26 protein-coding genes and 1 tRNA gene are annotated in these 24,554 nt (G+C 68.0%); 17 read left to right on the top strand and 10 right to left on the bottom strand.

All coding sequences use genetic code 11. The features are described from left to right. Window positions 1-46 precede the first annotated feature (46 nt). Window positions 47-643 (bottom strand): peptidylprolyl isomerase, encoded by a 597-nt coding sequence (locus RS883_RS07485; protein WP_315764399.1) that lies wholly within the window; start codon window positions 641-643, stop codon window positions 47-49. Window positions 644-756: 113 nt separating this feature from the next. Between RS883_RS07485 and trxB the strand changes: the two genes are divergently transcribed. Then, on the top strand, window positions 757-1,728 hold the full coding sequence (gene trxB / locus RS883_RS07490) for a thioredoxin-disulfide reductase (RefSeq protein WP_315764402.1): 972 nt from the start codon (window positions 757-759) through the stop codon (window positions 1,726-1,728). A gap of 129 nt (window positions 1,729-1,857) precedes the next feature. Here trxB and RS883_RS07495 read toward each other — a convergent pair whose 3' ends face one another. Further along, complete coding sequence (locus tag RS883_RS07495) at window positions 1,858-3,165, bottom strand: M28 family metallopeptidase (RefSeq protein WP_315764405.1); 1,308 nt, start codon at window positions 3,163-3,165, stop codon at window positions 1,858-1,860. Window positions 3,166-3,196: 31 nt separating this feature from the next. Beyond that, window positions 3,197-3,652, bottom strand: a complete 456-nt coding sequence (locus tag RS883_RS07500; protein WP_315764408.1) for a universal stress protein — start codon at window positions 3,650-3,652, stop codon at window positions 3,197-3,199. Window positions 3,653-3,810: 158 nt separating this feature from the next. Between RS883_RS07500 and RS883_RS07505 the strand changes: the two genes are divergently transcribed. The 9 genes from RS883_RS07505 (at window position 3,811) to RS883_RS07545 (ending at window position 10,154) form a co-directional block, all read left to right on the top strand. Beyond that, complete coding sequence (locus tag RS883_RS07505) at window positions 3,811-5,136, top strand: pyruvate dehydrogenase complex dihydrolipoamide acetyltransferase (protein ID WP_315764411.1); 1,326 nt, start codon at window positions 3,811-3,813, stop codon at window positions 5,134-5,136. Window positions 5,137-5,153: 17 nt separating this feature from the next. Then, on the top strand, window positions 5,154-5,357 hold the full coding sequence (locus tag RS883_RS07510) for a hypothetical protein (RefSeq protein ID WP_315764414.1): 204 nt from the start codon (window positions 5,154-5,156) through the stop codon (window positions 5,355-5,357). Beyond that, the gene (locus tag RS883_RS07515) at window positions 5,350-5,733 is read left to right on the top strand and encodes an acyl-CoA thioesterase (protein ID WP_315764418.1); all 384 of its coding nucleotides are present in this window, start codon (window positions 5,350-5,352) and stop codon (window positions 5,731-5,733) included. The genes RS883_RS07510 and RS883_RS07515 overlap by 8 nt, the downstream gene beginning before the upstream one ends. A gap of 127 nt (window positions 5,734-5,860) precedes the next feature. After that, complete coding sequence (locus RS883_RS07520; RefSeq protein WP_315764422.1) at window positions 5,861-6,226, top strand: endonuclease domain-containing protein; 366 nt, start codon at window positions 5,861-5,863, stop codon at window positions 6,224-6,226. Continuing rightward, window positions 6,219-7,637: a dihydrolipoyl dehydrogenase gene (lpdA, locus tag RS883_RS07525; RefSeq protein ID WP_315764425.1), complete on the top strand. Its 1,419-nt coding sequence runs from the start codon at window positions 6,219-6,221 to the stop codon at window positions 7,635-7,637. The genes RS883_RS07520 and lpdA overlap by 8 nt, the downstream gene beginning before the upstream one ends. Window positions 7,638-7,870: 233 nt before the next feature. Further along, a complete protein-coding gene (locus RS883_RS07530) occupies window positions 7,871-9,295 on the top strand; it encodes a S41 family peptidase (protein WP_315764429.1) in 1,425 nt (474 codons plus the stop codon). Between the two features lie 45 nt (window positions 9,296-9,340). Further along, window positions 9,341-9,416: transfer RNA gene (locus RS883_RS07535), tRNA-Val, on the top strand. A gap of 20 nt (window positions 9,417-9,436) precedes the next feature. Next, on the top strand, window positions 9,437-9,694 hold the full coding sequence (locus tag RS883_RS07540; protein ID WP_315764432.1) for a hypothetical protein: 258 nt from the start codon (window positions 9,437-9,439) through the stop codon (window positions 9,692-9,694). A gap of 4 nt (window positions 9,695-9,698) precedes the next feature. Next, window positions 9,699-10,154, top strand: coding sequence for a MarR family winged helix-turn-helix transcriptional regulator (locus tag RS883_RS07545; RefSeq protein WP_315764435.1), 456 nt, complete (start codon window positions 9,699-9,701; stop codon window positions 10,152-10,154). Between the two features lie 3 nt (window positions 10,155-10,157). Here RS883_RS07545 and RS883_RS07550 read toward each other — a convergent pair whose 3' ends face one another. Continuing rightward, window positions 10,158-10,709, bottom strand: a complete 552-nt coding sequence (locus RS883_RS07550; protein WP_315764438.1) for a hypothetical protein — start codon at window positions 10,707-10,709, stop codon at window positions 10,158-10,160. Window positions 10,710-11,044: 335 nt separating this feature from the next. Between RS883_RS07550 and RS883_RS07555 the strand changes: the two genes are divergently transcribed. Further along, window positions 11,045-11,599: a CHAP domain-containing protein gene (locus RS883_RS07555; RefSeq protein WP_315764441.1), complete on the top strand. Its 555-nt coding sequence runs from the start codon at window positions 11,045-11,047 to the stop codon at window positions 11,597-11,599. Window positions 11,600-11,602: 3 nt separating this feature from the next. On the opposite strand, the gene msrB is transcribed toward RS883_RS07555, so the two are convergent. Then, the gene (gene msrB, locus RS883_RS07560; RefSeq protein ID WP_315764444.1) at window positions 11,603-12,091 is read right to left on the bottom strand and encodes a peptide-methionine (R)-S-oxide reductase MsrB; all 489 of its coding nucleotides are present in this window, start codon (window positions 12,089-12,091) and stop codon (window positions 11,603-11,605) included. Between the two features lie 72 nt (window positions 12,092-12,163). On the opposite strand from msrB, the gene RS883_RS07565 reads away from it, so the two are divergent. After that, complete coding sequence (locus RS883_RS07565; protein ID WP_315765024.1) at window positions 12,164-12,418, top strand: hypothetical protein; 255 nt, start codon at window positions 12,164-12,166, stop codon at window positions 12,416-12,418. Between the two features lie 4 nt (window positions 12,419-12,422). Here RS883_RS07565 and RS883_RS07570 read toward each other — a convergent pair whose 3' ends face one another. Together RS883_RS07570 and RS883_RS07575 are read right to left on the bottom strand one after the other, a co-directional pair. After that, a complete protein-coding gene (locus tag RS883_RS07570; RefSeq protein WP_315764447.1) occupies window positions 12,423-13,655 on the bottom strand; it encodes an ABC transporter permease in 1,233 nt (410 codons plus the stop codon). Then, a complete protein-coding gene (locus tag RS883_RS07575; RefSeq protein WP_315764450.1) occupies window positions 13,652-14,578 on the bottom strand; it encodes an ABC transporter ATP-binding protein in 927 nt (308 codons plus the stop codon). Before RS883_RS07575 ends, RS883_RS07570 begins: the two co-directional genes overlap by 4 nt. A 69-nt stretch (window positions 14,579-14,647) precedes the next feature. Between RS883_RS07575 and queG the strand changes: the two genes are divergently transcribed. After that, entirely contained in the window at window positions 14,648-15,703 is a 1,056-nt protein-coding gene (queG, locus tag RS883_RS07580) for a tRNA epoxyqueuosine(34) reductase QueG (protein WP_315764454.1), read from the top strand. Between the two features lie 213 nt (window positions 15,704-15,916). On the opposite strand, the gene RS883_RS07585 is transcribed toward queG, so the two are convergent. Continuing rightward, on the bottom strand, window positions 15,917-17,740 hold the full coding sequence (locus tag RS883_RS07585; protein ID WP_409977404.1) for a DUF885 domain-containing protein: 1,824 nt from the start codon (window positions 17,738-17,740) through the stop codon (window positions 15,917-15,919). A gap of 187 nt (window positions 17,741-17,927) precedes the next feature. After that, the gene (locus RS883_RS07590) at window positions 17,928-18,896 is read right to left on the bottom strand and encodes an alpha/beta hydrolase (protein ID WP_315764459.1); all 969 of its coding nucleotides are present in this window, start codon (window positions 18,894-18,896) and stop codon (window positions 17,928-17,930) included. Between the two features lie 115 nt (window positions 18,897-19,011). Between RS883_RS07590 and RS883_RS07595 the strand changes: the two genes are divergently transcribed. Both RS883_RS07595 and RS883_RS07600 read left to right on the top strand, forming a co-directional pair. After that, a complete protein-coding gene (locus tag RS883_RS07595) occupies window positions 19,012-20,217 on the top strand; it encodes a saccharopine dehydrogenase family protein (RefSeq protein ID WP_315764462.1) in 1,206 nt (401 codons plus the stop codon). Between the two features lie 87 nt (window positions 20,218-20,304). After that, on the top strand, window positions 20,305-21,477 hold the full coding sequence (locus tag RS883_RS07600) for a carboxynorspermidine decarboxylase (RefSeq protein ID WP_315765026.1): 1,173 nt from the start codon (window positions 20,305-20,307) through the stop codon (window positions 21,475-21,477). Between the two features lie 535 nt (window positions 21,478-22,012). Here RS883_RS07600 and RS883_RS07605 read toward each other — a convergent pair. After that, window positions 22,013-23,215, bottom strand: a complete 1,203-nt coding sequence (locus tag RS883_RS07605; protein WP_315764464.1) for a type III PLP-dependent enzyme — start codon at window positions 23,213-23,215, stop codon at window positions 22,013-22,015. Between the two features lie 149 nt (window positions 23,216-23,364). Between RS883_RS07605 and RS883_RS07610 the strand changes: the two genes are divergently transcribed. Both RS883_RS07610 and RS883_RS07615 read left to right on the top strand, forming a co-directional pair. Beyond that, the gene (locus RS883_RS07610) at window positions 23,365-24,354 is read left to right on the top strand and encodes a threonine ammonia-lyase (RefSeq protein ID WP_315764467.1); all 990 of its coding nucleotides are present in this window, start codon (window positions 23,365-23,367) and stop codon (window positions 24,352-24,354) included. After that, window positions 24,354-24,527 carry a hypothetical protein gene (locus RS883_RS07615; RefSeq protein ID WP_315764470.1) on the top strand — a complete coding sequence of 58 codons (174 nt, stop codon included), beginning with the start codon at window positions 24,354-24,356 and terminating at the stop codon, window positions 24,525-24,527. The genes RS883_RS07610 and RS883_RS07615 overlap by 1 nt, the downstream gene beginning before the upstream one ends. Window positions 24,528-24,554 lie beyond the last annotated feature (27 nt).

Genomic DNA, 24,554 nt, shown 5'->3' on the forward strand with positions numbered 1-24,554 from the left:
TCCGGTCGCCGGATCATGGCCTCAGCCTTGTTAATCTGTAAACTCTTTACTTGAGTCTTGTCGCTTTCAGTACCTTGATCGGCGCCGCGATCATCTGGCCCGGGAAGTGGCCACCGGGCTGCGTCGGGGCGTCGAGGATCGTGTAGATCACGTCCATCCCCTCGACCACGCGGCCGAACGCGGCATAGCCGAGATTGTCGCCCGGCTTCGACGGATCGGCGTCCAGGCTGGGCTGGTCGCCGACGCTGATCGTGAAGTCGCCGCGTGCGCTGCCCGGCTCGAACCGCGCGACGCTGATCGCCCCGTCGACATGTTTGACGCCGGTCTGCGTCGTCGGCTCGTGCTTGATCGGCGGGAGCGCGCGCGCCGGCGCGTTCTGGACGCCGAACTGGACGAAGCCGAACTTATCGCCCGCCTTGACCGTCCGGTAGAAGGTGATGCCGTCCAGCCGCTTTTCATCGACATATTTCAGGAAGTTGGCGGCGGTGATCGGCGCGCGCTCGGTCTCCACCGCGACGACGAAGCGGCCCTTGTCGGTGTCGATCGCGACCCGCTCTGTCCGCGGCTCGACGGTCGGGGTCGGCGCTGGCGCGGGGGCGGGCACGGTCTGGACGGCCGCGAGGAGAAGGCAAACGATCGGCATCAGGGTCACAAACCAAACTCCTTTGTCCGGGCGGTCCGGCGACCCCATGTTGCAGCAAACCGCCCCGGATCGTAAGGCCGGGGCATCCCGATTTCTCGACGAAAGTACCTTCGATGACGACTCATTCGACCCGCATGCTGATCCTAGGGTCCGGTCCCGCCGGGCTCTCGGCGGCGATCTATGGCGCGCGGGCGGGGATGGAGCCGATCGTGGTCCAGGGCATCCAGCCGGGCGGTCAGCTGATGACGACCACCGATGTCGAGAATTACCCCGGCTTTCGCGAGGTCGTGCAGGGCCCCTGGCTGATGGGCGAGATGCAGGCGCAGGCCGAGCATGTCGGTACCCGGATGATGTACGACACCATCGTCGAGGTCGACCTGACCCGCCGCCCGTTCCGCCTGATCGGCGACGGCGGCGACGTCTATGAGGGCGAGGTGCTGGTGATCGCGACGGGCGCACAGGCCAAGTGGCTGGGCCTCGACAGCGAGGAGTCGCTGAAGGGCAAGGGCGTCAGCGCGTGCGCGACCTGCGACGGCTTCTTCTATCGCGGCAAGAAGGTGGCGGTGATCGGCGGCGGCAACACCGCGGTCGAGGAGGCGCTGTACCTCACCAACCATTCGCCCGACGTGACGCTGATCCACCGCCGCAATAGCCTGCGCGCCGAGAAGATCCTGCAGGCGCGGCTGCACGCCAACGAGCGGATCTCGGTCCTCTGGAACAAGGAGGTCGAGCGATTCGTCGACGGCGGCGGCACCGCGGGGCTGGTCGCGCTGGAACTGCGCGACACGGTGACGGGCGAGCTGTCGACGCTGGACGTCGACGGCGGCTTCGTCGCGATCGGCCACCATCCCGCGACCGAGCTGTTCCGCGGGCACCTCGCGCTCGACGAGGACGGCTATATCGCGGTGGAGACGGGATCGACGCGCACCAGCGTCCCTGGCGTGTTCGCGTGCGGCGACGTGATGGACAAGGTCTATCGCCAGGCGGTGACCGCGGCGGGCACCGGCTGCATGGCCGCGCTCGATGCCGAGCGGTTCCTGGCAGAAGCGGAGTTCGTCGAGGAGCAGGCCGAAGCCGCGGAGTAAGGCCATGTGCTCCCGCGAAGGCTGGAGCGCTTCTCTTCCTTCGTCATCCCGGACTTGATCCGGGATCCCGCTTTTTCTCTGACCGTCGAGAGGCAGCGGGACCCCGGATCAAGTCCGGGGTGACGAGATTTAGCGAGCGGGCGCCGCCCTGCCAGCAAACGTCACGATGCTCTCCGCACCACCCGCCAGTGCCGAGACGCCGAAGAAGTTGTCGTCGACGATTACCCCCTTCGCCGTGAACGCCGTCGCGTCTGCGCCGACATCGGCATGGTCGGTCCAGTCCTGGCCATCGTTGCGGCGCCAGTGGATGCGATACCCCGTCGCGCCCGGCACCGCCGCCCATTTCAGCACCGAATCGACCCCCAGCGCGCCATCGACGCTCACCCCCGTCGGGGCAGAGGGCGCGTCGGCCAGCCGGCGCAGCACCGCGACGTTGATCGCCGTCACCTTGGCAGCATAGTCGAAGTCCATCTTGTCGATGGTGTCGCCATAGATGCGGCCATTCTCGGTGCGCAGGTTCTGGTGCTGCTGGTCGTAATTCTCGACCCCCACGGTGAAGCGGACCGCCGGGTAGCCGAGGCGCAGGAACGCCTCATGGTCGCCGCCGCGGCCGAAGCGGTCGGGGCGGCGGACCGCAAACACGTCGAGTGCGCCGGGCATCCCCTTGGCGACCGCGTCGATCGCCTTGGCGAGCGCGCGGCTGGGGCCGTCGTCCTCGCCGCCGTCGCCGCGCCGCTTCTTGGCCTCCTCGATCGTCTCGACCTGGCGGATGCCTTCGGAAAAGACGCGGACGCGGTCGGTGACGCGGCGGCCGTCCTGGCCGACGGTGTTGCCGACGATGTCGTTGTTGAGCACCGCATCGACCGTCCAGCCGCGCGCCTTCGCGGTCTCGGCAAGCAGGGTCGCGCCCCACAGGCCCTGCTCCTCACCCGACAGCGCGGCATAGATGATCGTCGCGCGATGCTTGCTCTTCGAAAGGATGCGCGCCGCCTCGATCGCGAGCGCCACGCCCGAGGCGTCGTCGTTCGCGCCCGGCGCCTCGCCGCTGGCGTCCATCACGTCGGAGTTGCGGCTGTCGAGATGGCCCATGACGATGACGACGCGCCCGGGCTCAGTGCCTTTCTGAATGCCGAGCACGTCGACGATCTCGACCCCGTTCGGCGCGCGCGGGCCGGTGAAGCTGCGCGCCAGCCGCTCGGTGGTGATGCACCCGCCGCACGCCTTGCCGATCGCCTTGAACTCGGCCTCCACCCAGTTGCGCGCGGCGCCGATGCCGCGCTTGGGGTCGGTGGTCGTGGAAGCCGAATGGCGCGTGCCGAAGCTCACCATCTTGGCGACGTCGGCGCGCATCCGCTGCGGCGACGGCGCCTCCTGCGCGGCGGCGGGGACGGCCGCGATCAGGACGGGCACGGCGAAGATCAGGGGTGTGTGGCGCATCGTGCGATAGGGACGCCCCGCCGCCTGCCTGTCAACTAAGGCGATCAATCCCGTCACGATCCAGGCTGCCGGGGATGATCATCACCGGTACCGGCAGCGCGCCCGCATCGGTGCCCGCAAAGTGGCTGACCAGCGGCCCTGGCGCGCCGCTCGCCGCCGCGCCCAGCACGAGTGCGGCGATCTCCGGATTGGCGGCGATCATCTCGCGCACGATCTTGGGGCCGTCGCCCTGGCGCACGGTGATCGAAGGCTTCAGTCCCGATTCGGACAGAAGCGTACCCGCCGCACCCGCGACCAGCGCCTCTGCATGGAGGCGTGCTTCCTCCTCCATCGTCGCCATCACGCCGCCCCACTGGACGAACTCCGTCGAGGGGACGAGCGCCAGGATCTCGACCGATCCGCCCGTCTTGACTGCGCGCCGCGCGGCGAAGCGCATCGCGATCTCCGCCTCCGGACTTTCGTCGATCACCACCAGATAGGTGCGCATGCCGGCCAATCCTCTCCCCGTCTGAACCAGAGGTGGACGCCCGCGCGTTCGGGCGCAAGATGAGCCGTACAGATACGTATGCGTGCCCCTTGCCCTTGACCCCGCGCGGCCGGATGGCGAAGAGGCGGCAACCCTAGGGAAAAGGCAGGATCCCCTCGATGTCGATCGAACTCAAGATGCCCGCACTCTCGCCGACGATGGAGGAGGGCACCCTCGCCAAGTGGCTCGTCAAGGAAGGTGACGTCGTCAAGGCCGGCGACATCATGGCCGAGATCGAGACCGACAAGGCGACGATGGAATTCGAGGCCGTGGACGAAGGCACGATCGCCAAGATCACCGTCGCCGAAGGCACCGACGGCGTGAAGGTCGGCACCGTCATCGCCATTCTCGCCGAAGAGGGCGAGGACGCGTCTTCGGTCGAGGCGCCCAAGGCCGACGCGACGCAGGACCCCTCCAAGGCCGAAGCGCCCAAGGAAGAGCCCAAGCAGGCAAAGTCGGAAAGCGCCCCTGTGCCGACGCCCGCGCCGGCCCCCGCCGCCAAGAGCGACGATAGCGGCCGCGTGAAGGCGAGCCCGCTTGCCCGCCGCCTTGCCGCCGAGCAGGGGGTCGACCTGTCCGGCGTGACCGGCAGCGGCCCCAACGGCCGCATCGTCAAGGCCGACCTGGAGGGCGCCAAGTCTGGCGCCGTCGCGCCGAAGGCAGAAGCTGCGCCTGCGGCCAAGGCCGACGCCGCCGTCCCCTCGACCGGTGCCGCGCCGACGCCCGAGACCAAGGCGGTCTGGTACGACGAATCGATCCCGCACGAGGTTTCGAAGCTCTCGAACATCCGCAAGACGATCGCGCGCCGCCTGACCGAGGCGAAGCAGACGATCCCGCACATCTATCTGACGCTCGACATCCGCCTCGATGCGCTGCTCAAGCTGCGCGGCGAGCTCAACAAGGGGCTGGAGAGCCGCGGCGTGAAGCTGTCGGTCAACGACATGCTCATCAAGGCGCTGGGCGTGGCGCTGGAGGCGACGCCCAAGTGCAACGTCACCTTCCTGGGCAACGAACTCGTCAGCTATCATCGCGCCGACGTGTCGGTCGCGGTCTCGACGCCGACCGGCCTCATCACCCCGATCGTCCGCGATGCCGCCAACAAGGCGCTGTCGAAAATCTCGACCGAGATGAAGGAACTGGGCGCGCTGGCCAAGGACAACAAGCTCAAGCCCGAGCAGTATCAGGGCGGCACCGCCAGCCTGTCGAACATGGGCATGTTCGGGATCAAGCAGTTCGAGGCGGTCATCAACCCGCCCCAGGGCATGATCCTGGCGATCGGCGCGGGCGAGAAGCGTCCCTATATCGTCGACGACGCGCTGGGCGTCGCCACGGTGATGTCGGCAACGGGCAGCTTCGACCACCGCGCGATCGACGGCGCGGACGGCGCGCAGCTGATGAAGCTGTTCAAGGAGCTGGTCGAAAGCCCGCTGGGCATGATCGCCTGAGGTGAGGGGGACGGCCCATGCCGATCCTGCGCGTCCTGATCGAGGTCCTGCACGTCGTCGCCGGGGTGCTGGCGGCGCTGCTGATCGGGGGCGCCGCGGCCTGGGCCTATCCGGTGGGCAAGGCCAATATCTGGCTCGTCACCTATGTCTCGATCGGGGTCGTCGTGCTGCTCGGCATCCGGCCGGTGCTGCGCGCGGCAAGGGGAAATGCGCATGAGTGAGCTACCGCCCGACAAGGCGCCGGCGCTGCGCGTCACGACGATGCCCGCCGACGCCAATGCCTATGGCGACATCTTCGGCGGCTGGCTGATGAGCCAGATGGACATGGCCGCGGGCCTGGTCGCCGCGCGCTTCTCCAAGGGGCGGGCGGTCACCGTCGCGATGGACGGCATGCAGTTCCACGCCCCCGTCGCGGTCGGCGACGAGGTGTCGGTGTTCTGCGACATCGTGAAAGTCGGTCGCACGTCGATGACCATCGCCGTCGAAGCCTGGCGCCGCGACCGCCACCAGGAGGAACAGTGCCGCGTCACCCAGGCGCGGTTCGTGTTCGTCGCGGTGGATGAGGCAAAGCGGCCGCGGGTGATCGGTGAGGGGTGAAATGCCTTCTTCCCCCTCTCCCCTTGAGGGAGAGGGAGGGGCCCGCCCGGCGCAGCCGGGTGGGAGGGTGAGGGGGCGTGGTTACGATGCGTCGACCCTCGCGCACGCAAAGCGCCTCCGCCGCGACATGACCGACGCCGAGCGCCGCTTCTGGTCGATCCTTCGCGGTGCACAGATCACCGGGGCCAAGTTCCGTCGCCAGCAGCCGATCGGCCCCTATATCGTCGACTTCGTCTGCCAGTCGCACCGCCTGGTCGTCGAAGTCGATGGCGGCCAGCACAGCGCCGGAGCCGATGCGGACCGCACCGCCTGGCTGAACGCCGCAGGTTACCGCGTCATCCGCTTCTGGAACAACGAAATCACCAGCAATCTCGATGGCGTGGCGGCGGAGATCGCGCGTGTCCTCGCCACCCCTCACCCTCCCACCGCTGCGCGGCGGGCCCCTCCCTCTCCCTCAAGGGGAGAGGGGTTTGATGGAGCACTAAATGGCTGACACCTACGACCTCATCGTGCTCGGTTCGGGGCCTGGCGGCTATGTCGCGGCGATCCGCGCGGCGCAGCTGGGGCTCAAGACCGCGATCGTCGAGCGTGAGAATCTGGGCGGGATCTGCCTCAACTGGGGCTGCATCCCGACCAAGGCGCTGCTGCGCTCGGCCGAGATCTTTCACTATATGCAGCATGCCAAGAATTACGGCTTGGCTGCCGAGAAGATCAGCGCCGACCTGGACGCCGTGGTCAAGCGGTCGCGCGGCGTCGCCAAGCAGCTCAATCAGGGCGTCACGCACCTGATGAAGAAGAACAAGATCGCCGTGCACATGGGCGAGGGCAAGCTGACCGGGAAGGGCAAGCTTTCCGTAACCGACAAGGACGGCAAGGCGACCGAGCTCAGCGCGAAGCACATCATCCTGGCGACCGGTGCGCGGGCCCGCGACCTGCCCGGCACGCCCGCCGACGGCAAGCGGATCTGGACCTATCGCCACGCGATGACGCCGGCGGAGATGCCGACCAAGCTGCTCGTCATCGGATCGGGCGCGATCGGGATCGAGTTCGCGAGCTTCTATAACGACATGGGTGCCGAAACGACGGTCGTCGAGATGATGGATCGCATCGTCCCCGTCGAGGATGCGGACGTCTCGACCTTCCTTGAAAAGTCGCTGACCAAGCAGGGCATGCGCATCCTCACCAAGGCGGGCGTCAGCGACATCAAGGTCGGCGAGGGCGGCGTGTCGGTCAAGCTGAAGGACAAGGCCGGCAAGGAGACCTCGGAGACGTTCAGCCACGTCATCACCGCGATCGGCATCGTCCCCAACACCGAGAATTTGGGGCTCGAGGCGCTGAAGGTCGAGGTCAATGATCGCGGCTTCCTCGTCACCGACCCGATGTGCCGCACCAATGTCGACGGCCTCTGGGCGATCGGTGACATCACCGCGCCGCCGTGGCTGGCGCACAAGGCGAGCCACGAGGGCGTGATCGCGGCGGAGTCGATCGCGCAGGCGCTCGGCAACAAGGATGTGCATCCGCATGCGATGGACGTGCGGAACATCCCCGGCTGCACCTATTGCCACCCGCAAGTGGCGTCGGTCGGCTTGACCGAGGCGAAGGCCAAAGAGGCCGGCTACTCGGTGAAGGTCGGCAACTTCCCCTTCATCGGCAACGGAAAGGCGATCGCGCTGGGTGAGGCGGAAGGCTTCATCAAGACGGTGTTCGACGCCAAGACCGGCGAGCTCTTGGGCGCGCACATGGTCGGCGCCGAAGTGACCGAGCTGATCCAGGGCTATACCGTCGGCAAGCAGCTCGAGACGACCGAGGTCGAGCTGATGCAGACCGTCTTCCCGCACCCCACGCTGTCCGAGATGATGCACGAGAGCGTGCTGAGCGCGTACGGCAAGGCTTTGCATATCTGAGCGGCAACAAGGCCGGACCAGCACGAACGGACCAACATCGCCGTTCGTGCTGGGCCTGTCGAAGCACGTGATCTGGGGGCACCGCTTCTGACACGTCCTTCGACAAGCTTAGCACGAACCGGAACGTACGGGCCGAACAAAGCCCGCTGACAGCGGCATTTTTCGCAGGCATGCTGCGTGCCATGCGTAACCGTATCTTTGCGCGACCCGGGGCCGCGCTGGCGATTCTTGCAATGCTCTCGGCCTGCGGGGGCGGCGGGAGCAACGGCACCGGGGCGACGGTCGTGGTGCCCCAGCCGACACCCACCCCGACGCCGACCGCCAGCCCGCCCGTCACCGGCGCCTGTTCGCTGCGCTCGCGGCAGGACTGGGTGCTCGCGCAGATGCGCGAATGGTATCTGTTTCCCGAAACGCTGCCCGCATCGCCCGATCCGGCGAGCGTCACCAACCTGGACGACTGGGTCGATGCGCTGACCGCGACCGTGCGGGGGCAGGGGCGGGACCGCTACTTCACCTATGTCACCTCGATCGCGGAGGAGAACGCCTTCTACAGTTCGGGCGCGAGCGCGGGGTTCGGCTTCCGGATCGGCGCGAACCAGGGCGACCGGCGCGCGGGCATCCTCGAAGCGTTCGAGAACGCGCCGGCGCTGGAGGCGGGGCTGGATCGCGGGACCGAGCTGCTCGCGATCGGCACGACGACCGCGAACCTGCGCAGCGTCTCCGACATTATTGCCGCGGAGGGGACCGGCGGCATCAACGCGGCGCTGGGGCCGTCCGACGTTGGCGTCACCCGCGTGCTGCGCGTGCAGGACGCCAGCGGCACGCGGGTCGTGACGCTGACCAAGCGCGAGTATGACATCGCCCCGGTCTCCTCGCGCACCGGCGTCCGCGTACTCGATACTGCCGCAGGCAAGGTCGGCTATGTCAACCTGCGCACCTTCATCGATCCGGCGAGCCCCGCACTCCGCTCGGCGTTCGCGCAATTCAAGGCGCAGGGCGTTCGCGATCTCATCATCGACCTTCGCTACAATGGCGGCGGGCTGATCTCGGTCGCGGGGGTGCTGGGCGACCTAATCGGCGGCGGGCGGGCAACGTCCGATGTACAGAGCCGCGTGACCTTCCGCCCGGAAAAGAGCGGCGAAAACGAGACGCGCTACTTCAACCAGCTGGCCGAGACGGTGACGCCGCGGCGGATCGCGTTTATCGGCACGGGCGGAACCGCGTCAGCCAGCGAACTCGTCATCAACGCGATGATCCCGTATCTGGGCGCCGACGTCGCGCTGATCGGCACCAACACCTTTGGCAAGCCGGTCGGCCAGATCGCGCTCGACAAGAGCGAGTGCGACGATCGCCTGCGCGTCGTCGCCTTCTCCGTGCGCAACCGCGACAATCAGGGCGACTATTATAGCGGTCTCGCCTCCACCGTGCGGGCGAGCTGCCAGGCGATCGACGATCCGACCCGCCCGCTCGGCGACCCGGCCGAGGCGTCGACGGCCGCGGCGCTCGACTTCCTGGCCGGACGCAGCTGCACGCCGATCGGGCCGGGCGTCGCAGCCCTGTCCGCGAGTGCCGAGCGCACGCCGGCGGCGGGGCAGCGCCGCCTCGTCTCGCCCGACCGGCCCACGCCGTCGCAGCGCGAGGTGCCGGGTTCGTTCTGACGGGTCTTGCCCGGTCGCCGACGCTCGCCTAACCAGCGGGTTCTGGGGCGGTTAGCTCAGTTGGTAGAGCGCCTCCTTTACACGGAGGATGTCGGCGGTTCGAGCCCGTCACCGCCCACCAGAGATTTGGGGGAGAGCCGCATGATCCGCACACGCCTGCTTGCGCCGTTGTTGGCGGCGGCCGTGCTCGCGGGATGCGGCGGCGCCGACCAGGGCGCCGCGGACGGTAATGCGGCGGACGAAGCGCTGACCTCGAATGACGAGCCCATCTATGCCGGCGACAACCTGACCGCGATCGATGCCGCGGCCAACGGAGCCGCCGCGCAGCCGCTGGCGCCGGACACGCCGTCCGAGGGCGAACCGGCCGTGCCGGCGAATGCGACCGACACGGCGGAATGACGGCATGAGCAACGGCGGCGACCATGATGCGGGCGGCGTGACCCAACTGACGCTGCTCGACAGCTTCGTCGGCTATCACCTGCGCCGCGCCTCCTCGCGCTTTGCCGCGGGGTTCAGCGAGAGCGTCGGACCGCTCGGCATGCGTCAGGTGCTGTTCGGCATCCTGACCGTCGTCCACGACAATCCGGGCATCCGCCAAGGCGCGGCGGGCGAGGCGCTGAGCATCCAGCGCGCGAACATGGTGAGCCTGGTCAACGAACTCGTCGATCGCGGACTGATCGAGCGGCGCGTGTCGGAAGTCGACCGCCGCGCCTTTGCGCTGGCGCTGACGCCGGCGGGCGAAGTGCTGGTTGAGCAGGGGCTGGAGCGCATCCGCGTCAACGAGGACGCTTTGCTACGCACCTTGTCGCCGGCCGAGCGCGAGCAGCTCGTCTCGCTGCTCAGCCGGATCGAGGGCTAGGCGTCAGTTCGGCAACGCCGTCGTGTCGACCTTCTCGACCCAGGCCGGGTAGAAGCTCGGCTGGCGAGAGGACCAGCCCGACGCCGTCGCCGCCGCTTCGCTGATCGACTGGAGCAGCCGGCGGCGAAGGTCGGGGTGGAGCGTCGGCAGCGCCGCCGCCGAGCAGAAGGCCCCCGGCAGCCACGGCCGAACCTCGGCACCGATCAGCCGTTCATAGAGGAAGCGATACGCCGAGAAGCTGGTCAGCCGTCCCTGGCCCAGGTCGAATGCCGACAGCGTGATGAGCGGCGCCATGAACGGCTCGACCGCATCCAGCCCGTTGTCGTCGGGCACCATCGCGCGGACTTCCGGCAGGCGATCGTACATGCGCGCCTGGGCGCGGATGCTCGCGGCCTCCACCACGTCGCGCGACCAGCGCGACAGCGCGTCGTCGCGATCGAGGCCGATATCCAGCGAGCGGCGCACATAGCGCTGCGTCGCGGCGGGAAACCCCGCAAATTCCTTCATCTCTGAAAGGGTCATCGCCCCTTCGGCTGGCTTCATCCTTGCGCCCATTGATCTTCACCCATCCCGCTCAATGCACGTTTCACCGTAGCAACTCATGGTTAACGCTCCCCTTAACCACTTCGTCGCGTCCGGTTCATGAAAGGAAACATGGATCGTGGTGCGACGCAACATGCGTTGCGACGGTCGGAGAGGCTGACCCTAAAAGAGGCAGATTTCCGCCGATGCACCCTTAAGGGTCACGCCGATCAGGGCGAGTTCCGAACCGCCATTTCAACTTACCGCCATCCGTTCACCGTTCATCGGATCGACAGGTTGCGGGGGTTTCCCCGGCCGCCGGCCCCTGCTTAACACCCGCTCGGGCAAGAACGGGACTCGGGGGTTCCATGAAGTCGGTTGGTCTGGCGGCGCGTTTCGCCGCGGTGGTGGCGTGTGCTTTTTTGACGGCGACGCCGGCATTCGCGCAATTCTGGCAGTGCGCGCCTTATGCTCGGAAGATTTCGGGCATCCAGATTCATGGCAATGCGAATACCTGGTGGGGCCAGGCGGCCGGCCGCTATGAGCGCGGCACCAAGCCGAAGGTCGGTGCGGTGCTGGCAATGTCGTCCAGCCGCCGCATGCCGCTCGGCCACGTCGCGATGGTCTCGCGCGTCGTCAGCGATCGCGAAGTGCTGCTGACCCACGCCAACTGGTCGCGCCGCGGGGGGATCGAGACCGACGTCCGCGCGATCGACGTCTCGGCCGCGAACGATTGGAGCGAAGTACGCGTGTGGTACGGCCCGATCGGCGGCCTGGGGACCAGCAGCAACCCCGCCCGCGGCTTCATCTATTCGGGCGATGCGCCCGCAATCGAGCAGGCCCCGGCGCCCGAACTGCCCCCGGTGACGCTGGCGAGCGCCGCGCGCGTCGCCGTCGACAGCGCGGTGGTGATCGCCGAATAAGGTTCAGGCGGGGCGGAAGCTCAGCGCCACGCCGTTCATGCAGTAACGCTTGCCCGTCGGCGGCGGGCCATCGTCGAAGACATGGCCCAGATGCCCGCCGCAGCGGCGACACAGGATCTCGGTCCGGCGCATCCCCAGCGTGTTGTCCGCACGCTCGATCACCGCATTGTCGCGCGCGGCATAGAAGCTCGGCCAGCCGGTCCCGCTTTCGAACTTGGTCGAGGATAGGAACAGCGGCAGCTCGCACCCGGCGCAGCTGAAGATGCCCCGCCGTTTTTCCTTGTTGAGCGGCGAGCTGTATGGCCGCTCGGTATCCCCATCCCGCAGCACGCCGTACGCCGCGGGCGACAGGCGCTTTCGCCACTCGGCATCGCTCAACATGAACGGATAGCGTTCCGCCGCGCGCGAGGGCGGCGAGCCGCAAGCGGTGGCGAGCACGGCCAGTGCCGCACTCGAGAGGAAGCCGCGGCGATCGGGAAGGGGCGTCGACATGGGAATTGATATGGGCGCGGCGCGCGGAACCGCAACATAGGTTGACGCGCTATGCGGCTGGAGGCCAGACGTATGTCATTCCAGCAGCTTAACCCGCCAATTCCCGTCCATGTCCTCGAACGCGGACCCGGACTCGCTTTTGCGGTGATCGATTACGGGCCGGAACACAATTTGATCTGGGTCACCGCGCTCGACGCCAATGGCGAGATCTGGTGTGCGCCCAATCCGAAGGTGCGGATGCAGGGCAACTGGACGATGGGCCGCGCCCGACCCGCCGCCGTCGCAGCGGAACGAGACGCTTGTGCCGGGGATGCGGTGGCGGCCTGACGCGTCAGGCCCTGGCTTTTCCCTTCCGCCACCGGAACTTGGGGCCGGCCGACTGGAGCACGCCGCGCCGAAAGGCGCGTGCGCCGATCGTGACGGTCAGCGCCACCCAGGCGAGCTGCCAGCCGAGCGCGAGGACGTGCGGCATGACCGCGCCGTCGCTCGCCGCGCGTGCGACCATGGCGAACGGTGAACTGAACGGGAAGATCGCCGCCGCGCTCGCCACCCAGCCATCGGGATTGGCGGCAGCCGCGCTCGCCAACCCGAACATCGCGACCTGAAAGATCGTGATCGGCAGCGATAGCATCTGGATCTCGCGCGGGGTCGCCGCCTGTGACCCGACGCCAAGGAACACCGCGCCGAGCAGCAGATAGGCCATGGTGAAATAGGCGACGAACAACGCCGCGAACGCCGGGCCGCCGAGCGCCGGCGCCATCCCCGCGAGCGCCGCACCGACATTGCCGGGCAGCACGCTCGCGACGTTGGCAGCAATCGTGCCCCAGAACGCGACGAAGGTCAGCGCGACACCGAACATGCCGACCAGCTTGCCCAGGAACACCGCCTCCAGCGGAACGGCGGCGGCGAGCACCTCAATCACCTTGTTCGACCGCTCCTCCGCCATCGACGAGACGACCTGGCCCGCGAGAAGGAGCGTGAGGAAGAACAATGCGAACACGGCGAAGAAGCCGCCCTCGTCGCGGCTGACGGGGGCGGCGCGGGCGCGCGCGACCTCGACCAGCCGCGCGGTGCTGCGCGGCGCGGCGCCGCTCGCCTCGATCCGCAGCGCCTGGTCGGCGAGCGAGGCGAGATAGGCGGCCGAGCGCGTGCCGATCGGCGCGTGGAGCACGGTCGGCCGGTCGAGCGCGCCGAAAAGCACCGCCGTCACCTGCGTCGTGCGGCTGTCGAGTGCGGCGCGCGCCTGACGTTCGGCATCGCCGGTCGGGGTGCGCAGGTCGAGAACCGGCGGCGCATCGCGCTCGCGAAAGATCCCGCGCAGGCTGCGGTCGGCGGCGATCAGGGCGGCGCGGTCGGCCGGCGTGACGATCGCGACGATGCGAAGGTTGCGCTCGCCCCGCTCGGCGATGCTCGCCGCGCCCATGCCGCCGATTGCCGCCGACAGCCCCATGAACAGGAAGGGCGCGAACAGGAACAGGAGGAACGTCGGCGTGAACACCGTAGAGGTGAAGTCGCGCCGGGCGATCGTCAGCGTCTGGCGCGTCAGGCGTTTGAGGTTGCTCATGCCGCCACCTCGTCGTTGAGCGCTTCGGGGCCGACGATGCGGACGAAGACGTCGTGCAGGCTGGGCCGCTCGATCGAGAGGCCAGAAATGCCGTGCCCTGCGGCGATCAGCCGGGAGAGCAGCGGCTCGATCCCCTCGTCGGGTACGACGAAGCGCCAGCCGTCGCCCTCCTTCACGGCGTCGTTCGGCAGTAGCGCGGGCAGGCCCTCGTGCGCAAAATGCGGGACATAGTGCGCGCGGTAAGGCAGCGTGGCGCGTGCGTCGGCAACGGTCCCCTCGAACCGTGCCCGCCCGCGCGCGATGATGGTCAGCCGGTCGCACAGCCGCTCGGCATGGGCCATGACGTGGGTCGAGAACAGGATCGTTGCGCCGCGATCGCGCTGGACGCGGATCAGACGCTCCAGCCGGTCCTGGTTGACGGGGTCGAGGCCCGAGAAAGGTTCGTCGAGGACGATGAAGTCGGGTTCGTGGACGACCGAGCCGAGCAACTGGACGAGCTGCGCCATGCCCTTGGACAGCTTGCGGATCTTCTCGTCGGCGGCGTGACCGATCCCGGCTTCCTCCAGCATCGTCTCCGCCCGCTTGCGGCCCGTCCGCCAGTCGAGCCCGCGCAGCGCGCCCATGAATGCGATCGCCTCCTTGGCGCGCATGCCGGGATAGAGGCCGCGTTCCTCGGGCAGATAGCCGACGCGGTCGCTGGCCTCGCGCGGGCGCGCGTGGCCGAGCAGGGTGCGTTCGCCCTGGTCGGGCTCCAGGATGCCGAGCAGCATGCGCAGCGTCGTCGTCTTGCCCGCGCCATTGGGGCCGAGCACGCCATAGATGCTGTTCGCGGGTACCGCGATGTCGATGCCGTCGACCACGCGCCGGTCGCCGAACCTTTTGACCAGCCCATGCGCCTGAAGCGCCAGTTCGGGTGCCTGCAACGTCGATCCCCCTGCAATCACGCGCCATTCGCCTGATCGCTGCGAAACTGGTAGCGGGCGCGCGTGGCCATGCACAAGTCGATTGAGGACCGCATCCGCGACAAGGCGGCCGAGCTCGGCTTTGCCGCCTGCGGCTTCGCGCGCGCGGACGCCGCGCCCCGGACCGGCGAGCGGCTGCGGCAATGGCTGGCCGATGGGTGCCACGGCAGCATGATCTGGATGGAGGGCCGCGCCGACCAGCGCGCGAGCCCGGCCGGCCTCTGGCCCGAGGTGCGCAGCGTCATCGCGCTCGGCATGAGCTATGCCCCCGCGGTCGATCCGCTGGCGCTCGAGGGGGTGGGGGATCGCGGGCGCATCTCGGTCTATGCGCAAGGGGCCGACTATCACGACATCGTCAAGAAGGCGCTGAAGGCACTCGGCCGGTGGCTGGTCGCCGAGGCGGGATGCGAGCTCAAGGTGTTCGTCGACACCGCGCCCGTCATGGAAAAGCCGCTGGCGGAAGCGGCGGGGCTCGGCTGGCAGGGCAAGCACACCAATCTCGTCAGCCAGGCGCATGGGAGCTGGCTGTTCCTAGGCGCGATCTACACGACGCTGGAGCTGGCCGGGGAGGGCGGCGGGCGCGACCGGTGCGGATCGTGCGACGCGTGCCAGCGCGCATGCCCCACCGACGCGTTTCCCGCGCCCTATCGCCTCGATGCGCGGCGCTGCATCTCCTACTGGACGATCGAGCATGCCGGCCCGATCCCCGACGAGATCGCGTTGGCGATGGGCAACCGCATCTATGGCTGCGACGATTGCCTGGCGGTCTGTCCCTGGAACAAGTTCGCGGCGGCGGCAGCGGCGAACCGCGCCTTTTGGCCGCGCGCGGAACTGGTCGCGCCGTCGCTGGCGGAGCTGCTGGCGCTCGACGATGCCGGGTTCCGGCAGGTGTTCGCCGGCTCGCCGATCAAGCGGATCGGGCGCAACCGGATGGTGCGCAACTGCCTGATCGCGGCGGGGAACGGCGGGGACGCGTCGCTGCTGCCGGCGGTGCGGGCGCTGCTGGACGACGAGGATGACGTGGTGCGGGAAGCGGCGGTTTGGGCGATGGCGCGGCTGAGTATGGCAAGCGCCGCTGCCTCATAAACCATGTACCCCGGCGAAGGCCGGGGTCCAGTTGGGGGACGTTGGTGGCTTCCACCCAAGCCTTCCCGACTGGGCCCCGGCCTCCGCCGGGGCACAAGCAACGGGAGGCGCCGCTCCTTCAACCGTCATCCCGGACTTGATCCGGGATCCCGCTTTCTTCTTGCCGCGCTGAACAAGAAGCGGGACCCCGGCTCAAGGCCGGGGTGACGACGATTACCCCTTCTTCGCCGCGATGTACGCGTCGACCACCTGCTCCAGCACTTCCAGCGGCATGATGCCGTTTGCCAGCACCGCCTCGTGGAAGTCGCGGATGTCGAACTTGGGGCCGAGCGCCTTCTTCGCGCGGTCGCGTAGCTCGGCGATCTTGAGCTGGCCGACCATGTAGCTGGTCGCCTGGCCGGGGTTGTTCATGTAGCGGTCGACCTCACGCTTAAGGTCAATCTCCGACAACGATGAATTGTCGCGGAAGTATTGCTGCGCCTGCTCGCGCGTCCAGCGCTTCGAATGCATGCCGGTGTCGACGACCAGTCGGATCGCGCGCCACATCTGGAGCGAGAGCATGCCGAACCGCTGATAGGGATCCTTGTAGATCCCCATCTCGTCCGCCAGCCGTTCCGAATAGAGGCCCCATCCCTCGGTATAGGCGCTGTAGCCGCCAAGCTTGCGGAACTTCGGCAGGCCCGCCAGCTCCTGCGCGCGGGCGATCTGAAAATGGTGGCCGGGCGCGCCCTCGTGCACCGAGATGCCCGAGTTCTGGACCTTCTGCACCTGGCTCATGTCGGCGAGGTTGACGTAGTAGATCCCGGGCCTCGAGCCGTCGGGGGCAGGGCGGTTGTAGAAGGCGGTGGAAGCGGTCGCCTCGCGCCATTTCTCGACCGCGCGGACCTCCAGCGGCGCCTTGGGCAGCACGCTGAACCATTTCGGCGCCTTGCCCATCACCTCGGCGATGGTGGCGCGGGCGTCGGCGAGATACGCCTCCTTGCCCGCCTCGCTATTCTCGTATTTGAAACGCGGATCGTCGCGGATGAAGGCGAAGAACGCCTTCAGGTCGCCCTTGAATCCGGTCTGCTTGCGGATCGCGTCCATCTCAGCGCGGATGCTGGCGACCTGGCGCAGGCCGAGCTGGTGGATCTGATCGGCGGTGAGGTCGGTGGTCGTGAAGTTGTAGAGGCGCGCGGCGTAATAGGCGTCACCGCGCGGCAGGCTCCACGCGCCGTTATTGCCCTTGGCCTTCGCCTCGATCTCGTCCAGCGCGGCGAACAGCGTGTCGTAGCCGGTCTTGAACGGGCCGGTCAGCGCGGTGCGCGCGTCGGCGAGCAGCTTTTCCTTGGTGGCGGCGGGCGCGTCGAGCGCGGCGACCTTCTTGGCGAAGTCGGCCATCACCGTGCTGTCGGGGCCCGCGGAGAAGGGTGCGCCGACCAGCACCTTCTTCGCATCGGCACGGGCGGGGGCGAACACCATCTGCGGCGGGATGATGCCCTTGGCCGCCTGCATCCGCATCTTCGCCGCGACCTCGCGCATCGCGCGCTCGGTCTCGCGGATGCGGGCGATATACGCCTCGGCATCGGCGACGCTCGCCACCTTGTGGTTGTTGATGAGGAAGACGGGGATCTCGCCCGCCGGGCTGCCGTTGGTGGAAACGGGGAAGCTATAGTCGCGCCATTCGAACTGGCGGCGCTGGTTGGCGACCTGGAACTCGTAAAGGCGGTAGGTGAGCTTGCCCTGCGTCCCGAGTTTTGCCGGATCGAAGCGACGCTTCATCTCGGCGAGCGTCGCCTCCGCCATCTGCATCCGCTGCTCGCCCGTGCGGCCGGTATAGTCGTCAAGCTTGTCGTAGTTCGCCTTGCCGCCCAGCGACGTGGTCTGCTCCGGGCTGAGCGCGGTCGACGCGTCGAACGCGGCGTCGAGGAAGGCGTTGAGCCGGGTGTCCTCCGCCTCGGCCCCGGTGGCGGCGGCGGGCGCCTGCTGCGCCGAGGCGACGAGCGGGAGCGGCAGGAGCAGGGCGGCGGACAACAGCAAGCGAGTGGAAACGACCAAGCGAACCTCCTGATTTTGCGAGGACGCTATGCGCTGGGGCGGGGCGGGGCAAGTTGGTTTCGGCAGTTACGGGCGTCGTTGTGCTTGGCCCTGGACCCCGGCGTGCGCCGGGGTGGTGACCCCTTGGGCCATCGCATTCGCTCCCACCACGGCGAAGGCCGGGGTCCAGAGCCAAGCAGGACAGAGACTAACCCCCCGCCGCCATCCGGTTCGCCCAGGTCGCGTACAGCGCGCCCCAGCCATGCGCGGGATGCTGCGGGTCGAGCGCCATGCCGAAACCATGGCCGCCCTTGTCGTAGAAATGCGCCGCGATCGACACGCCCGACGTGCGCGCCGCCGCGATCATCGCGGTGCTCATTTCCAGCGGGACGATCGGGTCGTCGGCGGCGTGGAGCAGGAACAGCGGCGGGGTATTCGCATCGACGCGGCGCACCGTGTCGTACCGCGCCGCGGCCTCGTTCATCACCGACGGGCCGAGCAGGTTGGCGCGCGACCGGCTGGGCGAGCCGGTTTCCGCCAGCGTCGTCACCGGATAGACGAGGCCCGAGAAGTCCGGCCGTGCCGGCATGCGATCCGTCGCGTCGACGGGCTCGTAAACCGGATCGTTGTACGCGGTCGACAACGCGGCGCCGAGATGCCCGCCGGCCGAGAAGCCGAGGATGCCGAGCTTCTTGGGGTCGATCCCGAACGCGCCCGCCCGCGACCGGATGATCCGCATCGCCCGCTGCGCGTCCTGGAGCGGTACGTCCGCGCGGTTCGCCCAGCCTTCACCCGGCAGGCGATAGACGAGCGCGAAGACGGTGAAGCCGAGCGGATTGAGCACCTTGGCGACATTGTGCCCCTCATTCTCGACCGAGACGAAGGCATAGCCGCCGCCGGGGATCGAGAGGATGCCGATGCCGTTGGGGTTGGCGGGGCGATAGACCGACAGCGTCGGCTTGGCGATGCCGCGCAGCCACAGCTCGCGCCCGGCGGGGCCGTAGCGGACGAGGCTGGGCAGCTTGGCGGGCATTCCCGGCGCCTTGCCCGGCCACAGGTCGAACGTCTCGCGCGGCGGCCAGGGCAGGTCGCTCGGCCGATCGTCGCCGGTCTGCGCCCGCGCGGCGCCTGCCGCGATCAGTCCGGCACCCATGCCCAATACAGTCCGTCGATCCATCGTCGTCCCCTCCATCATTGTCATCGCGGCTTCACATCCCCGCGCAAGGCTTTGCATCCCGTGGCCCGGTCCCATATGGGGCCGCGATCCCCTTACTCGCGCGAAAGGCTCTCAGGTGAAAGACGTTCTGGTGATCGGTGCGGGCGGCGTTTCCTCCGTCGCGGTGCACAAGATGGCGAAGAACCCCGAGCTGTTCGGCAAGGTGACGCTCGCCAGTCGCCGCAAGTTCAAGTGCGATGCGATCGCGCAGTCGGTCAAGGAGCGCTTCGGCGCCGACATCGACACGGCCGAAGTCGATGCCGACGACGTCGACGCGACCGCGCGGTTGATCGAGCAGGTCAAGCCCAAGCTGCTCGTCAACCTGGCGCTCCCCTATCAGGACCTCAACCTGATGGAGGCGTGCCTCAAGACCGGCACCGACTATCTCGACACCGCCAATTACGAGCCGCGCGACGAGGCCAAGTTCGAATATGGTTGGCAGTGGGCGTATCAGGATCGCTTCAAGGAAGCCGGCCTGATGGCGCTGCTCGGTTCGGGCTTCGATCCGGGCGTCACCAGCGTGTTCGCGACCTATATCAGGAAGCACCTGCTCGACACGATCGAGACGCTCGACATCCTCGATTGCAACGGCGGCGACCACGGCCAGCATTTCGCGACCAACTTCAATCCCGAAATCAACATCCGCGAAGTGACCGCGCCCGCGCGGCACTGGGAAGGTGGCGGCTGGGTCGAGACGCCCGCGCTCAGCGAGCGTCAGGTGTTCATCTTCGACCAGGTCGGCGCGAAGAACATGTACTTGATGTACCACGAGGAGCTCGAAAGCCTCGTCAAGCACATCCCCGAGATCAAGCGCGCGCGCTTCTGGATGACGTTCGGCGAGCAGTATCTGACGCACCTGCGCGTGCTCCAGAACGTCGGCATGACCTCGATCGAACCGGTGATGTACGAAGGGCGAGAGGTGATCCCGCTTCAGTTTCTAAAGGCGGTGCTGCCCGAACCCTCGACGCTGGGCGAGACGACCAAGGGCAAGACCAACATCGGCGACATCGCCACGGGCATGAAGGACGGGGCGGAGAAGACCGTCTATGTCTATAATGTCTGCGATCACGAGGACGCCTATGCCGAGACCGGCAACCAGGCGGTGAGCTACACCACCGGCGTGCCGGCGATGATCGGCGCGGCGCTGATGCTGAACGACCAGTGGCGCGGCACCGGCGTTTTCAACATGGAGGAGTTCGATCCCGACCCTTTCATGGACATGCTCAACCAGCATGGCCTGCCCTGGCAGGTGAAGGAACTGCCCGAGCCGCTGCGGTTCTGAGTCGAGCCGTCACCCCAGCCTGCGCTGGGGTGACGTTCTTCTGATGGAATGAACATGAAACCCAACGACACCCGCGCCGCGGCGCCGATGACCACCAAGTCGGGCGGCGCGGGGGCGTTTGCCCGCTTCGACCTCGCCCGGGTGCCGAGCCCCTGCTTCGTCGTCGACAAGGCGGCGATCGAGCGTAACCTGTCGATCTTGGCGGACGTCCGCGACCGGGCGGGCGTGAAGGTGCTGCTGGCGCTCAAGGCGTTCTCGATGTGGTCGCTTGGACCTCTGGTCGGCCAATACCTAGACGGCACGGCGACGTCGGGCCTGTGGGAAGCGCGGCTGGCGGCGGGGCACTATACGGGCGAGGTCGCGACCTTCTGTGCGGGCTACAAGGCCGACCAGATCGCCGAGGTCTGTGCGCTGTCGGACCATGTCATCTTCAATTCGCCCGGCCAGCACCGCCGCTTCGCCGCCGAGTTGCAGGCCGCTCGCGATGCAGGCGCGCAGTTCGACGTGGGTCTGCGCCTCAACCCGATGCATGCCGAGGGCGAGGTGCCGAAATACGACCCGGCCCAGCCGCACTCGCGGCTCGGCCATCCGGCCGACCAGCTCACCGCCGCCGATCTGGAGGGGGTGACGGGGCTTCACATCCATTCGCTGTGCGAGCAGGACTTCCCGCCGCTCCGCCGCACCTGGGAAGCGCTGCGCCCGCGGATCGAGCCGTTCCTCGGCCAGCTCAAATGGCTGAACTTCGGCGGTGGGCACCATATCACCCGCGCCGACTACCAGCGCGACGATCTGGTCGAGTTCCTGCGAGGCGTGAAGGCCGACACGGGTCTCGAGGTTTATCTCGAGCCCGGCGAGGCGATCGCGTTCGACGCGGGTATCCTGGTGGGCGAGGTGGTCGACGTGATCGACAATGGCATGGCGGTCGGCATCGTCGACATTTCCGCGACCTGCCACATGCCCGACGTGATCGAAGCGCCCTATCGCCCGGCGATGCTGGGCGAAGCGGACGAGGGCGTCGTCGTGCGCCTCGGCGGGCCGTCGTGCCTGGCCGGCGACATCCTCGGCGACTATCGCTTCGCCGAGCGGCCGGCGCCGGGCGCGCGGATCGCGTTCCTGGATCAGGCGCATTACTCGATGGTCAAGACGACGACCTTCAACGGTGTGCCGCTGCCCGGCATCGCGCTGTGGGACTCGCGCGACGACAGCCTGGAGATGGTGCGCGAGTTCGGGTGGGAGACGTTCCGGGATCGGTTGTCGTAACGCCCCGTAGAACCACCCACCCCATTCGTGCTGAGTAGAGACCGAGTAGCTGCGCAAGCAGCATATCGAGGGCTCGTATCGAAGTACGGTTGCGCGCACCAACCTGTCCTTCGATACGCCATTTCGATACGCGGCTTGCGCCGCTACTCGACGGCTACTCAGGACGAACGGGGGAGGTGGATCGCGGACGGGTTCTCCCCGCATCGCCTTGTGGGACTTGCATAGCCACGGCGTCGGAATGCGACGCGAGTCTTGTGTGGGACGGGTTTAGGTCGTCCTGAGCGCGTCTCCCGTTCCCAGCAACCACCGTTCGTGCTGAGTAGAGGCCGAGTAGCGGCGTAGGCGCTTATCGAGGACTCGTATCGAAGTACGGTTCCGCGCGCCAACCTGTCCTTCGATACGCCGTCTCGATACGCCGCTTTGCGGCTACTTGATGGCTACTCTGGACAAACGGGAGGCGGGCGTCGGCACTTAAAACAAGAAAGGCGGCGGAAGCCTTCGCCTCCGCCGCCCTTTTCTGTCCAAGAGCCCAGGATCAGCCCCGGCGCGCGCCCAGTCGAACGACGTTGCCGGTGTCGGCCTCGTCCTCAAGCCCGCCGTACAGCGTAGCCATCGGCTCGTCGGTCACCTCGATGGTCTCGTCGGTGCCGAAGCCGTTGAATGCGGTACGCATCGCCGAGCCATAGGCGCCGAGCATCCCGACCTCGATATAGTCGCCCGTATCGACGTCGGCGGGCAGGTCAAACGGCCCGGCCATGTGGTCGAGGTCGTCGCAGGTCGGCCCGTAGAAGCTGAACGCCAGGTCCTTGGCACGGCTGTCCTGGTCGCGCAGCAGCTGGACGGGGAAGCGCCAGCCGACATGCGCGGCATCGAACAGCGCGCCATACGCGCCGTCGTTGATGTAGAGCTCATCGCCGCGGCGCTTCTCGACACGCACGATCAGCGAGCTGTACTCGGCGCACAGCGCGCGGCCGGGCTCGGCCCAGAGCTCGGCCGAATAGGAGATCGGCAGGCTCTCGAACGCGCGGTGGATCGTCTCGAAATAACGCTCGAGCGGCGGGGGCTCCATGCCGGGGTAGGCCGACGGGAAGCCGCCGCCGACGTCGATGACGTCGACCGTCACCGCCGCCTCGACGATCGCCATGCGGACGCGCTCCATCGCCTGGGCATAGGCGTCGGGCGACATCGCCTGGCTACCGACGTGGAAGCAGATGCCTAGCGTGTCGGCGGCCTGACGTGCGGCGAACAAGAGGTCCTTGGTCTCGCCCGGGCCCGCACCGAACTTCGACGCTAGGCTGAGCTTCGACAGCTCGGACGAGACGCGGATGCGGACGCACAGCGTCAGATCCTCGGCCGCCTTGGTCGCGCGAACGATCTTCTCCAGCTCCTCGATCGTGTCGAGCGAGAAGGTGCGCACGCCGTGCTTGAAATAAGCCTCGGCGATCGCCTCCTCGGCCTTGACCGGGTGCATGAAGCAGAGCGTGGCGTCAGGCAGCGTGCGCGAAACCAGCCGCACTTCGCCGATCGATGCCACGTCGTAATGCGTGACCCCGTTGTCCCACAGGATCTGGAGTAAGTCGGGCGACGGGTTCGCCTTGACGGCATAGAGCGTCCGACCCGGGAACTTCTCGACGAAGAACCGAGCCGCACGAGCCGCAGCGTGCGGACGAACCAGCGTTACCGGCTGAACCGGTCGAAGGGTACGAGCTACCCCCAGCGCGCGATGATGCTTGGCCAATTCAAGGGACCTCCAATTGCCTTTCGGCATACGGTGACAAAAGCTGCCTTGCGGTTGGAAGTCCCATGGGGCAGCGGAGGGGGCACATAGGGTCCACCCCCCGGGGTGTAAAGCGATTCTGCACGGCTTTTTGGGCGACGAGGCGATTTGTGACGTTTCTGCGACAACCGACGAGAGCAGGGGTTCGCGACGCCGCCGCCAAGGTTGCGGCGATCCTGCCGGCCAGCCCGCTGTTCGTGGTCGACGTCCACGGCCAAGCCGTTGCGTTCAAGGCGGAATCTCTCCAGCCGATGGGTGCGTTCAAGCTGCGCGGCGCGTGGCACCGGCTGACCGCGATCGCCGATGAGGATCGCGCGAAGGGCGTGGTCGCCTTCTCGTCGGGCAACCATGCGCAGGGTGTGGCGTGGGCGGCGCGTCGCTTGGGCATGCCCTGTGTCATCGTGATGCCGGCCGACGCACCCAAGGTGAAACGGGACGCGACGTTGGCCATGGGCGGCGAAGTGGTCAGTTACGACCGCAAAACCGAAAGCCGGGAGAAGATCGCCGCGCATCTGGCACATGCGCGCGGCGCGGTTCTGGTGCCGAGCTTCGACGATCCGTGGATCATCGAGGGGCAGGGGAGCGCCGGGATCGAGGCGGCGCGCCAGGCCGAGGCGCAGGGCTTCGGCCCGATCGAGCGCGTGGTCGTGCCGTGCGGCGGCGGCGGGCTTGCCGCAGGGCTGGCGCTGGCGCTGCCGGACGCGGCGATCGTCACGGCCGAGCCCGAAGGATGGGACGACATGGCGCGCAGCCTGGACGCCGGCTGGATCGAGCCGGTGGGCGAGGGCGCGCCGCCGACCGCTTGCGATGCGCTCCAGACCACGCGCGTGAGCGAACGGACGTTCGAGGTGCTCGCGCGCCGCGGCGCGACCGGCGTGGCGGTCACCGAGCGCGAGGTGCGCGATGCGCAGCGCTGGGCCGCGACCAAGCTGCGGCTGGTGGTGGAGCCGGGCGGCGCGGTGGCGCTGGCGGCGCTCCTGTCTCGGCGGGTCGAGGCCCGGCCGGGGACGCTGGTGCTGTTGTCGGGGGGGAACACCGATCCCGGCGACTATGCCCGCGTGCTGGCCGGGGAGGCCGCGGTCGTGGCGGAGCCCGCCTGATGCCCGCACCCTCCGCCACCGCCTCCGCCCTGCTCGCCATCGCGATGATCGGCGTGTTCGCGCTGTTCATCGGCGCCGTCCTGCTCTGGCGCCGCGGCGAGCGGCAGAAGCCGGTGCTGATGGCGCTGGCGGCGCTCGTCACGCTGGCGAACGTGCTGATCTGGACGGTCTAGGCGCCGTCCGTGCTCCCGCCTTCGCGG

The sequence above is a fragment of the Sphingomonas sp. Y38-1Y genome (assembly GCF_032391395.1).
In the GTDB taxonomy this organism is placed as follows: Bacteria; Pseudomonadota; Alphaproteobacteria; order Sphingomonadales; family Sphingomonadaceae; genus Sphingomonas.

Bases quoted from the DNA above. Each gene is read 5' to 3' on its own strand.
- RS883_RS07545 (WP_315764435.1), top strand. From the start codon at position 9,699: ATGAGCAACGGCGGCGACCATGATGCGGGCGGCGTGACCCAACTGACG.
- RS883_RS07565 (WP_315765024.1), top strand. From the start codon at position 12,164: ATGTCATTCCAGCAGCTTAACCCGCCAATTCCCGTCCATGTCCTCGAA.
- trxB (WP_315764402.1), top strand. From the start codon at position 757: ATGACGACTCATTCGACCCGCATGCTGATCCTAGGGTCCGGTCCCGCC.
- RS883_RS07485 (WP_315764399.1), bottom strand. From the start codon at position 643: ATGCCGATCGTTTGCCTTCTCCTCGCGGCCGTCCAGACCGTGCCCGCC.
- RS883_RS07590 (WP_315764459.1), bottom strand. From the start codon at position 18,896: ATGGATCGACGGACTGTATTGGGCATGGGTGCCGGACTGATCGCGGCA.
- RS883_RS07500 (WP_315764408.1), bottom strand. From the start codon at position 3,652: ATGCGCACCTATCTGGTGGTGATCGACGAAAGTCCGGAGGCGGAGATC.
- RS883_RS07510 (WP_315764414.1), top strand. From the start codon at position 5,154: ATGCCGATCCTGCGCGTCCTGATCGAGGTCCTGCACGTCGTCGCCGGG.
- msrB (WP_315764444.1), bottom strand. From the start codon at position 12,091: ATGTCGACGCCCCTTCCCGATCGCCGCGGCTTCCTCTCGAGTGCGGCA.
- RS883_RS07550 (WP_315764438.1), bottom strand. From the start codon at position 10,709: ATGGGCGCAAGGATGAAGCCAGCCGAAGGGGCGATGACCCTTTCAGAG.
- RS883_RS07555 (WP_315764441.1), top strand. From the start codon at position 11,045: ATGAAGTCGGTTGGTCTGGCGGCGCGTTTCGCCGCGGTGGTGGCGTGT.
- queG (WP_315764454.1), top strand. From the start codon at position 14,648: ATGCACAAGTCGATTGAGGACCGCATCCGCGACAAGGCGGCCGAGCTC.
- RS883_RS07570 (WP_315764447.1), bottom strand. From the start codon at position 13,655: ATGAGCAACCTCAAACGCCTGACGCGCCAGACGCTGACGATCGCCCGG.
- lpdA (WP_315764425.1), top strand. From the start codon at position 6,219: ATGGCTGACACCTACGACCTCATCGTGCTCGGTTCGGGGCCTGGCGGC.
- RS883_RS07530 (WP_315764429.1), top strand. From the start codon at position 7,871: ATGCTCTCGGCCTGCGGGGGCGGCGGGAGCAACGGCACCGGGGCGACG.
- RS883_RS07600 (WP_315765026.1), top strand. From the start codon at position 20,305: ATGACCACCAAGTCGGGCGGCGCGGGGGCGTTTGCCCGCTTCGACCTC.
- RS883_RS07495 (WP_315764405.1), bottom strand. From the start codon at position 3,165: ATGCGCCACACACCCCTGATCTTCGCCGTGCCCGTCCTGATCGCGGCC.
- RS883_RS07520 (WP_315764422.1), top strand. From the start codon at position 5,861: ATGACCGACGCCGAGCGCCGCTTCTGGTCGATCCTTCGCGGTGCACAG.
- RS883_RS07505 (WP_315764411.1), top strand. From the start codon at position 3,811: ATGTCGATCGAACTCAAGATGCCCGCACTCTCGCCGACGATGGAGGAG.
- RS883_RS07515 (WP_315764418.1), top strand. From the start codon at position 5,350: ATGAGTGAGCTACCGCCCGACAAGGCGCCGGCGCTGCGCGTCACGACG.
- RS883_RS07615 (WP_315764470.1), top strand. From the start codon at position 24,354: ATGCCCGCACCCTCCGCCACCGCCTCCGCCCTGCTCGCCATCGCGATG.
- RS883_RS07540 (WP_315764432.1), top strand. From the start codon at position 9,437: ATGATCCGCACACGCCTGCTTGCGCCGTTGTTGGCGGCGGCCGTGCTC.